This is a genomic window from Microcoleus sp. B3-D7, from assembly GCF_036705305.1.
Lineage (GTDB): Bacteria > Cyanobacteriota > Cyanobacteriia > Cyanobacteriales > Microcoleaceae > Microcoleus.
Genome location: NZ_JAUBUE010000009.1, coordinates 1 through 14,416, shown reverse-complemented (window position 1 = coordinate 14,416; position 14,416 = coordinate 1). Strand labels below are relative to the sequence as shown.

Sequence of the window (14,416 nt, the reverse complement as noted above, 5' to 3'; positions counted from 1 at the left end):
GCAGTCACCGATAGACGAGTACCTGTTTGTGACGGAGGAATTATGTTTTGCATATCTGCTTCGCCCTCGGTAGTTTTTCCTGATCCATTCTGGGTTAAAAGTTACCATTTAGTCATTAATATTTAGTCATAAATAAATATTAATGAGTAGGATATTGAATGATTGATTTTTTAATATCGAAAGTGCAAACATCACATTTTTTGGTAGGATAATTTTGATCGCTGTTTAAATTGGGTGGTAATGACTGCAATGATTTCTGATGTTTACACTTTGAGAGAACTTGAAAGATCGATCGCATCCGATCCGGACAAGTGGCGTCCGATCGTGTTTACTAACGGCTGCTTCGATATCCTGCACTGCGGTCACGTCCGCTATTTGCAGGCGGCAAAAAAATTGGGGCGATCGCTCGTGGTGGGATTGAATAGCGACGCCAGCGTGCAAGCTATCAAACCGCAGCAGCCGGGATTGCCACCCCGCCCGATCGTACCGGAAAATCAGCGAGCCGAAGTGTTAGCCGCTCTCAAACCAGTAGACGCCGTAGTAATTTTTTCCGAGATTACAGCAACTAAACTGATAAATATCCTGAAGCCTGATATATACGTTAAAGGAGGCGACTATCAAGTCGAAACTCTGCCGGAAGCACCGGCCGTTATCGCCGGAGGTGGCAAGATTTCCTTGATCGAAATAGAAGTTCCGAGTTCTACCAGTGCGATCGTCAAACGCATTTTACAATTAGGTACTTAACCCTTGATCGCAAACAGCAAACAGTGAGCTAAACTCAGAAGTTGCCCCATCAAAAAACACGCTTGGTACGCGCGGCGAAGCTATCCCGTAGGGAATCGCTCGTACAACTTCATCCCAATTGCTAAGCAGGAGATAATTTTAATGGAACTCACAAGCAATAACACGATCGCGGAAATCCTACAAAGACACAAAGCAGAGTTACTAGCAGACTGGCTCAAAGAACTGCAAAATACCGGGCTGCGGCGGGACGACTTGATGAGAGCCAAAGAATTGCGCTCCGAGTGTCAAGAGTTCCTGCAATTGCTCCATATTGCAGTCGGGAACGGTAACTTTAGCGACATCCAGACACCCGAATGGGAAAATATGCGGGTGCTGCTAGCAGAAGTTTCGCGATCGCGCGTTCAGAGAGGCTTTACTCCCTCAGAGATAGCGAGTTTCATTTTATGCTTCAAAAAGCCATTGTTTGATCGGCTTTGTCACGAACTGACAGAAAACCGCGACGCACTTGTCGAACAACTTTGGCTTTCCACCAGTTTATTAGACCAGCTTGGCCTTTGGGTGACAGAAATTTTTCTCAAAGCTCGCGAAGAAGTCATTGAACGCCAGCAGCAAGAAATGCTCGAATTGTCAACACCCGTAGTCAAACTTTGGCAAGGCATTCTCGCTTTACCCATGATCGGGACTCTCGACAGTGCCCGCACTCAAATAGTCATGGAAACTCTCTTGCAGGAAATCATGGAAACAGGCTCAGAATTTGCAATTTTAGACATTACAGGTGTGCCGACTGTTGACACTTTAGTTGCTCAACATTTATTAAAAACTGTCGCCGCCGCCCGTTTAATGGGTACTGAGTGCATCATCAGCGGCATTCGCCCGCAAATAGCTCAAACCATAGTTCATTTGGGAGTTGACTTGCAGGATATTCTCACAAAAGCTACTTTAGCGGATGCTTTTAAAGTTGCGTTACAGCGCCAAGGTTTAACCATAAAAAATCTTAAAGAGGAAAGATAAAGATATTACATATTTGACCGAAAAAAACTCAAGTAAAAATTAACGAGTAGGTGAATTGGTGGAACGAATACCGATACTTCAAATGGGAGAATTTCTGCTAGTAACAATTCAAGTAGATATGCACGATCGCTTAGCAATGACCCTGCAAGATGACCTGACAAACCGCATCGTCAAAACAGGCGTTAAAGGTGTGTTAATTGAAATTTCTTCCCTAGAAATAGTAGATTCCTTTATCGGTCGCATTATCAACAATATCGCTAGTATGTCGCGAATTTTAGATGCGGAAACAGTTGTGGTCGGGATGCAGCCAGCGGTTGCTATTACCCTCGTTGAATTAGGGCTTTCCCTGACAGGCGTTCGCACAGCTTTAAGCGTTGAAAAAGGCATGATTTTGTTAAGAAAATCCTTGGGTTTCTCTCCTGACGAGCAAGAAGCGTAAGCAGTCGATTAATTGTCCCCTGAATGAGGCACAGGCAGTCAAGCAACCTAGTTTGTTTGTAGATACCTTGTTGACAAACTAAAGATTTCTGAGGACAGGGCTTACGCACTCAAGGGGGTTAAATCAAGGGTTTGAGATGGCTTCACTATGTTCTCTATTGAGAGAAAATCGTAGTAAGTGCGTAAGTCCTATTAGGAGAAACTAAGTTGACGAGCGTAAGTCCTATATTTTGTGGAGAAGTTCTATTTTGGTACAGTAGCCGCCATGTCAAAACGTGAGACACTAGAAATCCGATCGTCATCCGATATAGTCCACGTCCGGCAGCAAGTGCGAGCTTGGGCTGTAGCAATGGGATTCGGTTTATTAGACCAAACGAAAATCGTTACCGCAGCCAGCGAACTCGCCCGCAATACTGTAGACTACGGCAAAGGGGGAACTGTAACTCTCGAAACGCTGCAATTAGGAACCCGCAAAGGGCTGAGGCTGATATTTGAAGACAAGGGCCCGGGAATTCCAGACATCGAATTAGCACTGACCGACGGTTATACTTCTAATCACGGTTTGGGTTTGGGGCTGAGTGGTTCCAAGCGGTTGATGCACGAATTTGAGATTGTTTCCAAAGTGGGTAAGGGGACTAAAATTGCGATCGTCCGCTGGCGCTGAAGAAGTAATACGATTTGAGAGTTGAGATTTTAGATTAAAGCATTGGGAATGAGTGAGGACGATCAGGGTTTGGAGCTTGCGTATAGTTGTATTATTTTTTAAATTGGTATAAAGAGTAACCAGCAAAGCCAAGAAGTGATTCTTGGAATCCCACACCATACCCGGAGAGGGTTGGCGTATGGAGGATTTCATTATGAGAACTGATAAAAAATGATAGATGCCGTAGCCTTGCCCGTAACAGAAGAAAGTCAAGTCGGAGAAGCGCGGCGAATCGCAGTCGCCCTGGCGGCCGAAGTCGAATTTAATGATACCGATCGCGGTAAAGTGGCAATTGTTACCACCGAAGCAGCAAAAAACGTGGTCAAGCACGCCCGCGAAGGAGAAGTTTTGCTGCGAACATTAAAAACAACGGCAGGATATAGCATTGAAATAGTAGCGCTAGACCGGGGGCAGGGCATGGCAAATGTCGCGCTGTGTCTGCGGGACGGTTTTTCTACAGCGGGAAGCCCTGGAACAGGGCTGGGGGCAATTAAACGCCTCTCTACTTTTTTTGATATTCATTCTGTACCAAAACTCGGGACAGCCTTATTAGCGCGGCTGGAACCGACCCAAAATAGCCGGGAAGCCGTCCAAAACAGCAATTACTTGGAATTTGGGGCCATCCACTTGCCGAAAGTAGGAGAGCAAATTTGCGGGGATTCGTGGGCGACAGAAAATCACCTTGACAAAAACCTGATTTTAGTTGCTGACGGGCTCGGCTACGGGGATTTGGCGGAGGAAGCGTCTCGCGAAGCAGTGCGGGTATTTCAAGAAAACGCCAAACTCGGGCCGAAAGCAATTTTAGAGAAGGCGCACACTGCTTTAAAAAATACCAGAGGAGCGGCTGCGGCGATCGCCCAAATAGATCCTACCCAACAAACAATTTGTTTTGCCGGAATTGGCAACATCAGCGGTGTAGTTGTCACAGATAACCAAAACCGCAGCATGGTTTCCTACAACGGCACAGTTGGACATATGATGCGAAAAGTAGCAGAATTTGTCTATCCTTGGTCGCAGCAGTCCCTACTCATCATGCACTCCGACGGTTTGGCGGCGCAGTGGAATTTAAACCGCTACCCGGGTTTAGCCTCCAGGCATCCTGCTTTAATCGCAGCCGTGCTCTACCGGGACTTCAAACGCACTCGCGATGACATGACAGTTATAGTAGCCAAGATGAGAGAAGCAGCGTGAGTTACCCAATCCTGACGACGGAAGTCCGCTTTGAACAAGACATCGTACAAGTACGCCAAAGAGCTCGCCAAATTGCTAAAGGGCTGGGATTCGATTCCCAAGTACAAACCCGCATCGCCACAGCAGTTTCCGAAATTGCCCGCAATGCTTTCAAATATGCAGGCGGTGGCAAAGTAGAATTCATTGTGGAAGGGGAATCGCCCCAAATTTTTCGGACTCGGATTTCAGACACGGGGCCGGGAATTGCTGATTTACCGGCTGTGTTAAGCCCCAATTTTCGATCGCAAACCGGCGCGGGACTTGGTTTAGCAGCAGCGAAACGGTTGATGGACGAAGTGAAAATCGATTCGGCGCCCGATCGCGGAACGGCTGTACAATTAGTTAAGCAGTTTTCCAAAAATATGCCTGCGCTGAGTGCGATCGAACTAAATCAATTAGTTGACAAACTAGCGCGCCAAATTCCCGAAGATCCCTATGCCGAAATTCAGCAGCAAAATCAAGAATTACTACGCACTTTAGACGAACTCCGCCAGCGTCAAGAAGAGCTCGTACAATTAAATCAACAACTAGAAGATACCAATCGCGGAGTCCTGGCACTTTACGCTGAATTGAACGACAAAGCCGAATCTCTCCGGCGCGCCAGCGAACTCAAAACCAGCTTTCTCTCCAATATGAGCCACGAGTTTCGCACTCCGCTAACGGCAATTATGAGCCTTTCCGAAATATTGTTAAATCGCCTCGACGGAGAACTTTCAGACGAACAGGACAAGCAAGTAAATTACATTTACAAATCTGCTGAGTCTCTCGCAGAACTTGTCAACGACTCGTTAGATTTAGCCAAAGTCGAAGCCGGAAAACTAACTGTTCGCTTGGCGGATTTTGAAGTCGAAGATTTGTTCAGCGCCCTGCGAGGAATGATGCGCCCCCTGCTTCCCCAAAACTCTGCCGTTTCTCTAATTTTTGAAGAACCTCTCGAACTTCCAATCCTCACCACCGACGAGGGAAAAGTTTCTCAGATTTTGCGAAATCTGATTTCTAATGCCCTCAAATTTACTGAAGCAGGTGAAGTTCGAGTTGCTGCGGAAATAGGAGAGGAGGGAACAGTTACTTTTTCAGTGGCAGATACGGGCATTGGCATTTCTCCACGCGACCAAAGGCGGATTTTTGAAGAATTTGTCCAAATAGAAAATCCCTTGCAGAATGGCGTCAGAGGGACCGGATTGGGATTGTCTCTATGCAAAAAACTGGCGGAATTTCTAGGGGGAAGCATTGAAATCACAAGTTCACCCGGAGTTGGTTCGACTTTTTTGGTCACACTGCCGATTCTGTATCCTGGAGAGGAAGAAAACCCTTTGGAAATGTCGGCTGCTAAGGGAGATGAAATATCGCTGGCAAGCGCAAATTCTCGTAGCTTGCGGGGTTCCGGGCGCTCGCCAGCGGCAGATTCAGCAGCAAAAGTTTTGATTGGGGAGGATGAAGGTAGTTTTTCGGTATTTGCTGAAAAACTTGCTGGCAGAAATTCATTGTACTGCGATATAAACACCCACGGTGCTGCAAATTTGCGATCGGCGGCTCTTTGAGCAACCGCCAGCAATTTTTATCGACATTATGATACTGACTCTGACCGAATTTGAGGTTTGAGAAGGGTTGAAATGCGATCGAACTACTTGTCAAATACCTGCTATCGTGATGAATTCAAAACATTTTGGGTTACATCACTTTTTTGCTGTGCGGGATGCTAGACCTGCACGGTGCAAAATATTATTCCGATGCGAAGGGAAACGATATCAGGAATTGTAGCTTTTGAGAACTGAAGTCGGATGCTGCGAACGTAATTATATTTTTTAACCAAAATTTATATTGTTCATAAGAGAGGTAATTTATAGCAGGCAAGATTTATTTAATTTGCAACAGAATTTAATCTTTGTGCTGTAAAATGTAGCAGTTCTCAGTTGCCGACTATATAGTAGGGACTTACCGAGGGCCTGTTTTCGTGTCGGCGATCGGCTAAAATCCATGATAAATCTTGTTCTTAGCAAAGTCTCGATTAATAAAAAGAATGCAACTGTAGGCGCGTAATTCAAACCCATACAAAATAAGCCATTCTCAATTCTAAAATCTCAAATCTAAAATGGTATGACTTTCATCTCCCTTCAATATGCCCTGTTTTTGTTAGTTTTGTTCGCGGCTTACTGGTTGGTTCCGCTGCGGTGGTGGCGGCTGTTCATCATGTTGGCAGGTAGTTTGATTTTTTACGCTTCGCTGCAAATTTGGTACATTCCTCTGCTGTTAGTTGGTGCTTTGTTTAATTACTGCTTGGCAATGGCGATTGGGGAACCTCTGGATTGGCGGATTGCTAATGAATCTTGGAACCGCCGCCGTTTGTTGCTGCTGTGGATAGGCATCTGCCTGAATGTTTTGCTGCTTCTGGGCTTTAAGTATGTGCCTTTTTTATTGAGTTCGATCGGCATTTTGTTCAATTGGTCTTTAGCTATCGACGGGGCTGACTGGGTGAAAAGTCACGTCATCGCACCCCTGGGATTGAGTTTCTTTTGCTTTGAGTGCATTGCTTATTTGATTGATGTGTACCGAGGCGCGCCTGCTGCTACTTCGCTGCTGCACTTTGCTGCTTACAAGTTGTTTTTTCCCAAACTGATTTCCGGCCCGATTACTCGGTATCACAACTTGATATATCAACTGAAAACCCAGCAATTTCCGACGCCCGATCGCATTTCTGAGGGACTTTGGACGATCGCCTTTGGTGCAGTAAAAAAAGGTCTTTTCGCAGATAACTTAGGAATTTATGTCGATTTAAGCTTTACCAACTTGCAGCGGGCGGGTAGCGAGGATTTGTGGCTGGCTATTTTTGCTTACGGGCTGCAACTTTATCTCGATTTTAGTGGCTATGTTGACATGGCGCGCGGTACTGCTTTGCTGCTGGGTTGGTATTTGCCGCCAAATTTTGATTTTCCTTATTTTAGTGCCAGCATAGCTGATTTTTGGCGACGCTGGCACATGACTTTAGGCGATTGGCTACGCAATTATTTGTATTTTCCTTTGGGCGGTTCGCGAGTCGGTTTGTGGCGCACTTGTCTGAATTTGGCGATCGTCATGTTAATTGCGGGAATTTGGCACGGGGCAGCTTGGGGATTTATTGTGTGGGGGGGTTTACACGGTTTAGCTTTGGCGGTTCACAGGCTGACTGATGTGCTGTTTAAGCGGTTGCGGATCGAGTTTTTGTGGGAAAATCCGATCGGTATTGCGATCGGTTGGCTGTTGACTCAGGCGATGGTTTTTGGTAGTTGGATATTTTTCCGTCTTCCAGATTTAAAGGATTCTGGATGGGCGATTTCGCATTTGTGGGGACACGCTGCTGACGTGCAGTTTGCTGAGAAAGTTTATGGCGAAGCTTTGGGTTTGGAAAGAGTGCATTTAACTTGGATGTTGGCGGCTTTGGCTGCGGCGATGCTGGGGAATTATGCGTTGAGTCGGGGTTTGAAATTGGAGTTAAATTGGCCGCTGAAATTGGTGTTAGTGCCGCTTTGTTTGTATGCGGTTTGGGTGTTGGCTCCCGAAGGGGGTTTGCCTTATATTTATTTTGATTTTTAGGGTATTATTTAATTCGCCGTAAGGTGCAGCGCACCCTACGACGACATTGAGGTGCGCCGAAGTGATTCCCAGCTACCTATTAGTGTCAACTTAAGCTTTTAGTTCGCCAGTCCTCCCGCTCACCCAACAGTCCGCCAGGGAATGAATTCCCTGTCTCATAGCTAAAGTTCTCTCAAAGAGGACTGAAGAACTTATTAGTCCTCAAAGCGAGGAATTTCGCTTTGAGGCTCTTGCTTCAACCGCTGCCGGACTGAGGGTTTAACGTTAAGTTGACATCAATACCCGCTACCCTACAACTCACACTCAACAGTCAACAATCATCTCGCTGCTGGGATCTACAACTGATAAGAACACCAGTCACTCCAGCTACCGACATAAAGTTTAGCATCGGGAATTCCGGCGATTTCTAAAGACAGTAAATTAACGCAAGCCGTCACCCCGGAACCGCAATAAACAATAATTTCTTCGGCTTTTTCTAATTCCGTCCACCGCTGTTTTTGTTCGGATGCCGATCGCACTTTTCCAGTTTCATCTGTCACCCCTTGCCAAGGATAGTTAACCGCACCCGGAATGTGACCTGCAATGGGGTCGATCGGCTCCCGCAAACCTTCATATCTCTCGCTTTCGCGCGAATCAACCAAAACCTTTCCCGGCAAGTCTTTACGCTCTTTTACCGCCTCAATATCTACCGCCAAATCCTGCTGCACTTGAGCAATAAATTTACCCTCGCGGGGGTCTGGCAAAGTATTTGTTACCGGATAGCCCGCAGCTTTCCAGCCGCTGAAACCGCCGTCTAACAAAGCGACTTTGCTGTGTCCCATATATCGCAGCAGCCACCACAAACGAGCGGCAAAAGCCAGCCGCGAATCGTCATAGGCGACGACTAAAGTTTCTGGGGAATTAATGCCGATCGCGCTCAATTTATCAGCTAATTCTTCAATATTTGGCAGCGGATGTCTACCCCCGTGTTTACTAACTGAACTGGCGAGGTCGCGGTTTAAATCTAAATAGAAAGCTCCGGGAATGTGACTTTCTTGATATTGTTTTTGTCCCAATTCAGGATCAGCAAGGGAAAAACGACAGTCAATAATTACAAGTTGGGGATTGTCGGTATTAGTGGCTAACCATTCAGGAGAAACGATTAAAGTGTTGTCAGTCATAATTCTTCAAATCTCTATTTTAACATTATCTAGAAGGAGATTTTTTCTCTGGTTCTGCTTTTGTGTCGGAAGGAGCTTTCTTAGAAGTTGCTTTCTCTGAAGCTCTATTTTCTGAATTGGCTTTTTTAGGAGTTGCTTTCTCCGAAGTTTCTTTTGGCGAATTGGATTTTTTAGGAGTTGCTTTTTCCGCAGGTGATTTTTCGGCTGGTGCGGGAGTTGGAGTTGGCAGAGGGGGAGTTACTGCTGCTTCTTGAGCGTAAAGCAGATATTTCTGATACTCGATTACTTTTGCTTGAGCTAGTTGATGGTTGGGGCTAGAAACTGGTACTCTTCTCATTAATGAGACCGCTTCTTGCCAGCGATCGGTAACTGTCGTCCAATCTTCCTTGGTTTTTGCCGCTCGCCCCAACTCTGCTGCTGTGAGTGCGCTGTTAACGGCTTCTCGAAAAGTATCTGGTGCAGTATCGGGTGCAGTTGATAAATTTGCTGTTTCATCGGGATTATTGCCTGCCGTTGCTGTCGGCTGGTTCAAAATTTTACCCACAAACGCCACCACCGCGATCGCCAACATACCCGTTACTAACCCGACTACAATGAAAGTCGATCGCAGCCGATTCTCAAATGCCGCAAGTTCCGGCGGTTTCTCTTTCTCAATATTGCTCTGGCTTTCTGTGCGATCGTCCATATTAGCAACAGCAGTACTTGGCACAGATTCTCCTGCAAAGCTCTGTTGTTCAAAATTGCTGTTCTCCAAACTAAACTCTTGGCTCCAAGCAGCAGCAATCTGACCACTTTCTCGGCCCTCAACCTTCACTTTGCGAATCGAATCCGGCTGCAAATTCGTCAGCTCGGTGCGAACAAAATCAACTAATGTATCTTCTATGGGTACCTGCTCGGCCTCAAGAATTACATCCAAACAATCGCCGTCGAGATTTGCCGAGGCTGTGATGCCTTCAGATTGCAACTTGCTGTTTAGCCAAGATGCGATCGCAGTGGCGAGATTTCCCTGCTTGGCAAGTTCCTGAAAATTAAGCTCTGTCATAGCTGGACACCTGATAATGCACAAGGTAGAAGGCAGAAGGAATGAAAAAGTCAGAAATAGTTTTTTTAAAGTTGAAAACACCCTAAGTGAAATTCAACAAATAGTATAATGTATCGTGGCAAATCCCAGCCCTAAGATGCAAATTATCACTCTCGCTCCCCCTCCCAGCCCTTGAGACAAGACTCGCAGTCCTTACTCCCAAACGAACTCAGGTTTGTAGTGAGGAATGCAAGTCGTTTTGCTCACCCACCAAATACTGCTGCAACCAGGTTTTTGATACCGGGCGCGCCAGTCCAGATATTGCAAGCATCGCCCCTACAACCAGCATCCGGCTGGAAAAATCCTCGATCGTGCGGATGCCAGATGAGAATTTTTAGATGAAAAATTTGTGCGATCGCAGTGCCATCGACGGACAGCGAGTGATATCATCAGTTTGTCAATATTCAAGTTTTTATAGCAAATAACTCGATCGCACAATGGTAGCAATAGCAATTTTAGCGGCTGGACGCGGCACGCGCATGAAATCTGACTTACCCAAAGTTCTACACGAATTGGGCGGTCGATCGCTAGTTGAGCGAGTCCTGCAAAGTTGTCAAGAAATTCAAATTACCAGGCGACTTGTCATCGTCGGTTATCGAGGCGAACTCGTTAAAGAATCCCTGATTCGAGGTCAAGAAATATCAGGGAAAAATCTTCAATCTCCTCCCCTAGAATTTGTCGAACAAACCGAACAATTGGGAACAGGTCACGCAATCCAACAATTGCTGCCTCACTTAGAGGGATTTCAAGGAGACTTGCTGGTCTTAAATGGGGATGTACCTTTGCTGAGGGCAGAAACTATCAAACAATTGATAGCAATTCACAAACAGCACCAAAACTCTGCTACTTTATTGACAGCTAATTTGCCGAATCCCCAAGGATACGGTCGAGTATTTACCGACAGTCAAAACTTAGTCCAGCAAATTGTCGAAGACCGCGACTGCACACAAGCTCAAAAGCAAAATCACCGCATTAATGCAGGTGTTTACTGCTTTCATTGGCCTGATTTAGAGAAAATTTTGCCAGAATTGAAGGCAGATAATGACCAAAAAGAATATTACCTAACTGATACGGTAAATTTCCTCAGTCCGGTGATGGCGGTGGATGTAGAAGATTATCAAGAAATATTGGGAATTAACGATCGCAAACATTTAGCCACAGCTTGCGATATTTTGCAAACGCGGATAAAGGACAAGTGGATGACGGCGGGAGTGACGCTGCTCGATCCCAACAGCATCACCATTGACGATACCGTAGAGTTGCAGCCGGATGTGGTAATTGAACCGCAAACTCACTTGCGGGGAAACACTTCGATCGCCTCTGGGAGTCGCATCGGCCCCGGCAGTTTGATCGAAAACAGTCAGATTGGGGAAAATGTGACTGTGCTTTATTCGGTGGTTTCTGACAGCATGGTTGCTGAAAATTCGCGAATTGGCCCTTACGCCCACTTGCGGGGACACGCAGAAATTGGGGCGAACTGCCGCGTCGGCAATTTTGTAGAATTGAAAAATACTCAAATAGGCGATCGAACTAATGTCGCTCACTTGTCTTATTTAGGCGACGCGACTTTGGGAGAAAAAGTCAACATCGGTGCTGGGACAATTACGGCAAATTACGACGGAAAAAACAAGCACAAAACTCAAATAGGCGATCGGAGTAAAACGGGTTCTAACAGCGTGCTGGTTGCACCGATAACTTTGGGGGAAGATGTTACTGTAGCTGCGGGTTCTGTGGTGACAGAAGATGTGCCGAATGATTGTTTAGTAATTGCCCGTTCCCGGCAAGTTGTCAAACCAGGTTGGAAGTTGAAAGAACCTAAAAAGTGAACGATTGTTCACTTTTTAGATGATAAGTTTCCACCCGCTAGTTTCGCACTCGATACCAAAGAAACCGGGTTTTTATAACGGAAGCGATCGCGCTCTAGGGGAGGTTTTGGTAAAAAACCCGGTTTCTGCGTAAGTCCGCAAGCTTGAGCAATCGGGTTGATGGCGATCGGCTATTTTGTCTTATTTTTGCGCGTGCAGATAGTTGTTAATCGCTTTGGCAATTTTTTCTTGCTGGTAGAGGTTCATAGTGTTGGGCAGGGATATGCGAGATCCTCCACAAACTAACAGTCTGACTTCGTACCAAGTGTCATTCTGCCGATCTTTGGTTTGATCGACTTCCACGCCATAAATCTCGCACAGAGAGTATTCAATTACTTTACGCGCCAACAAACCCTGCTGTTTAACAGTCAAGGTTTTTAAATTTCCATCGAAGCTGTAGGTTTCATTATTTCTCAAGACGATCACTGCGCCTGCTGCGAGCAAAAATATGCCTCCTGTCCATCCCAACCAGCGATCTTCTTGGCTTAAGCGCAGCAATCGATCTTTGGCATTTTTAACATAAAAATTGATGTCAGAAGCAACAGCGTCTTGGCTTCCCCAATTAGTGGAGTTAGCAGTGAAAGGAACATAGCCAACAGAAGTCAAAAGTACCACTCTGGTTTTATAGCCGCATCTTTGAACTTTAGCTCCCTGCAAAGAAGCAAGCTCAATTTCTTTGATGTTCGACCCCAGTAAATTCGATCGCACCAACTGACAATTTCCTTGTTTGGCCTGCAATCGCTGGCAGCTCAGGGTTGCTTTATGATAATCAAAAGCCAGCCCGAACAGTCCAAAGGCTATGAATAAACAACTAGGCAACCAAAAATCAAATATGCTTTGAGTCTGAATTATTAATTCACTTGCTGTTTGCTTGATTATTTTCATTTATCTCACCTTGTGATTCCAAAAATGAGGCTACAGATCGACTTCCTGACCCGGATGAGCAGAATTGTTAACTTATCTATTATTTGAAGTCGTCCTCTACCATGACCCCTTTTATTGTGCTAATAGATTAGCACTAAAAGCTCTCGCAGACAACCAAGGTCGCGAGTTTACCTGCAGCTGAGTTTAAGATACTTTTCCGTGATTTAAAGTCAATATTCCGGACACTTGTTCATAGCTGAATGGGTTATTCTCGCTTGACTTAGAGCCACTGTGGATGATTAAATCCATAGACCTCTTGCAAAAGTCATTATGAAAGGTTAAGTTCATAGTTATAGATGCCTGCAATCAGGTTGAAGCATAAACCAAATCTACGTCGGCGATTTCGGTAACGTTCCGACAGAATCCGAACAATTTTCAGTTTCCGATTGACGTGTTCAATGACAATACGTTGGCTTGCCAGAGTAGGGTTTTCCTGCCGTCGAACCTTAGATAAATTAGAGCTTTTGGGCTTTTTAGTAGGGATCTGACTATTGGCAAGAAGTTTCCCAATTCCTTGATAACCCTTGTCACGCCAAAGCTTAATTGTAGTGGCTAGCCTGACTTTACTGAAGAATGAATAGTCACAGGGAATGCCTTCTGCCTTTACCACGAAGCTCTGCAAATAATTGCTCCCGTCTTTTGATTGACCACTAATTGTGACTTCAAGGTGTGATACTTTTTTGTGCCCGAAAACACTTGTCGTTTTTTTTTTGACGCTCGACTGGACTTTCGGTCACATTGACCACAACCAGTCCTAAAACTGAGTCAGGTTGTGGCAGTGCTTTCTTTCAGGGTAAGCTAAACCGACCTGAACGAATCAATGTATTCTCTACGTGCCTCACTTGCCGGAACGCAGTGGATTCATTGATGTTCCAGCTTTGAGCAATAGACATCTCCCAAAAAGAAATGGTTGACCGATCGCTCTTAAATTATAAGGGAATTTTATACCCCAAAAAGATGAGCAAACTCCGAGAATACCTGGAAAATCATCCATCCGACACTCAAAGAATGTTGGGGATAGAGTCCGACCAACTAATAGAACTAATTACCAAGGCAAAAAACCTGTACGACCGCCACAAAAAACAGCAAGAAAATCAGAAAAGTCGGCTCATCAAACCTGGCAGCGGTCGTTCTCCTAAACTAACGAGATCAGACCAAATTCTTTTGACATTAGTGTACCTGCATAACTTACCTACTTTTCAAATACTTGGGGTAGAATTTGGCATGGGTGAATCAACCGCTAATTATATTTTTCACCACTGGGTAAAGATTTTAAAAGAGTTATTACCCGCTTCATTGTGAGAACAAGTAAAAAAAAATGATTCCGCTCGGGCATGGGTGCGGGAAATTTTGAAAGAAGTTGAGTTGCGGGGTAGATAGCTACGAGCAGCCCATACAAAGACCTACGGACAATGAAGCTCAGCAATAAAATTCCTCTGGCAAGCAAAAGAGACATACTAAAAAGAACCAGGTAATAGTCATGCCATCCGGTAAAGAGATGGTTGACGTAGTAGTAGGAGAAAGCGGAGAAACAGCCGACATAAACATTTGGAGAAAGCAGCGATCGTCATGAGAAACCTCACAAAACTTTCAAGGGGATAAAGCTTATGTAGCAATACTCCGGACAGTTTTTCAAGAGGGAGGCGATGGCTTCGGCAAGCAACGCTTACGCAATAAATCACAGAAGCGA

12 protein-coding genes and 1 pseudogene are annotated in these 14,416 nt (G+C 45.4%); 9 read left to right on the top strand and 4 right to left on the bottom strand.

The features are described from left to right. Positions 1–249 precede the first annotated feature (249 nt). From rfaE2 to QUB25_RS09075, 7 genes are all read left to right on the top strand, one after another. Complete coding sequence (gene rfaE2, locus QUB25_RS09105) at positions 250–744, top strand: D-glycero-beta-D-manno-heptose 1-phosphate adenylyltransferase (protein WP_445251723.1); 495 nt, start codon at positions 250–252, stop codon at positions 742–744. Between the two features lie 141 nt (positions 745–885). Beyond that, positions 886–1,755: an STAS domain-containing protein gene (locus QUB25_RS09100; protein WP_333040028.1), complete on the top strand. Its 870-nt coding sequence runs from the start codon at positions 886–888 to the stop codon at positions 1,753–1,755. Between the two features lie 58 nt (positions 1,756–1,813). Next, entirely contained in the window at positions 1,814–2,194 is a 381-nt protein-coding gene (locus QUB25_RS09095) for an STAS domain-containing protein (RefSeq protein ID WP_333040030.1), read from the top strand. A gap of 264 nt (positions 2,195–2,458) precedes the next feature. Further along, complete coding sequence (locus QUB25_RS09090) at positions 2,459–2,857, top strand: anti-sigma regulatory factor (RefSeq protein ID WP_333040032.1); 399 nt, start codon at positions 2,459–2,461, stop codon at positions 2,855–2,857. A 210-nt stretch (positions 2,858–3,067) separates the two neighbouring features. Then, positions 3,068–4,087: an ATP-binding SpoIIE family protein phosphatase gene (locus QUB25_RS09085; RefSeq protein ID WP_333182876.1), complete on the top strand. Its 1,020-nt coding sequence runs from the start codon at positions 3,068–3,070 to the stop codon at positions 4,085–4,087. Continuing rightward, positions 4,084–5,667 (top strand): ATP-binding protein, encoded by a 1,584-nt coding sequence (locus tag QUB25_RS09080; RefSeq protein ID WP_333182874.1) that lies wholly within the window; start codon positions 4,084–4,086, stop codon positions 5,665–5,667. The genes QUB25_RS09085 and QUB25_RS09080 overlap by 4 nt, the downstream gene beginning before the upstream one ends. A gap of 556 nt (positions 5,668–6,223) precedes the next feature. Further along, complete coding sequence (locus QUB25_RS09075; RefSeq protein ID WP_333182873.1) at positions 6,224–7,696, top strand: MBOAT family protein; 1,473 nt, start codon at positions 6,224–6,226, stop codon at positions 7,694–7,696. Between the two features lie 335 nt (positions 7,697–8,031). Here the strand turns inward: QUB25_RS09075 and QUB25_RS09070 are convergent, their stop codons facing one another. Further along, positions 8,032–8,856: a sulfurtransferase gene (locus QUB25_RS09070; RefSeq protein ID WP_333062993.1), complete on the bottom strand. Its 825-nt coding sequence runs from the start codon at positions 8,854–8,856 to the stop codon at positions 8,032–8,034. Between the two features lie 25 nt (positions 8,857–8,881). After that, positions 8,882–9,898, bottom strand: coding sequence for a hypothetical protein (locus QUB25_RS09065; protein WP_333182871.1), 1,017 nt, complete (start codon positions 9,896–9,898; stop codon positions 8,882–8,884). Between the two features lie 476 nt (positions 9,899–10,374). Between QUB25_RS09065 and glmU the strand changes: the two genes are divergently transcribed. Next, positions 10,375–11,763 carry a bifunctional UDP-N-acetylglucosamine diphosphorylase/glucosamine-1-phosphate N-acetyltransferase GlmU gene (gene glmU / locus QUB25_RS09060; RefSeq protein WP_333040042.1) on the top strand — a complete coding sequence of 463 codons (1,389 nt, stop codon included), beginning with the start codon at positions 10,375–10,377 and terminating at the stop codon, positions 11,761–11,763. 180 nt (positions 11,764–11,943) lie between these two features. Here the strand turns inward: glmU and QUB25_RS09055 are convergent, their stop codons facing one another. Both QUB25_RS09055 and QUB25_RS09050 read right to left on the bottom strand, forming a co-directional pair. Continuing rightward, on the bottom strand, positions 11,944–12,687 hold the full coding sequence (locus tag QUB25_RS09055; RefSeq protein WP_333182869.1) for a hypothetical protein: 744 nt from the start codon (positions 12,685–12,687) through the stop codon (positions 11,944–11,946). Positions 12,688–12,994: 307 nt separating this feature from the next. After that, positions 12,995–13,390: pseudogene (locus tag QUB25_RS09050) on the bottom strand (transposase family protein); the annotation flags it as partial. A gap of 293 nt (positions 13,391–13,683) precedes the next feature. Between QUB25_RS09050 and QUB25_RS09045 the strand changes: the two are divergent. Continuing rightward, positions 13,684–14,028 (top strand): transposase family protein, encoded by a 345-nt coding sequence (locus tag QUB25_RS09045; RefSeq protein ID WP_333182867.1) that lies wholly within the window; start codon positions 13,684–13,686, stop codon positions 14,026–14,028. Positions 14,029–14,416 lie beyond the last annotated feature (388 nt).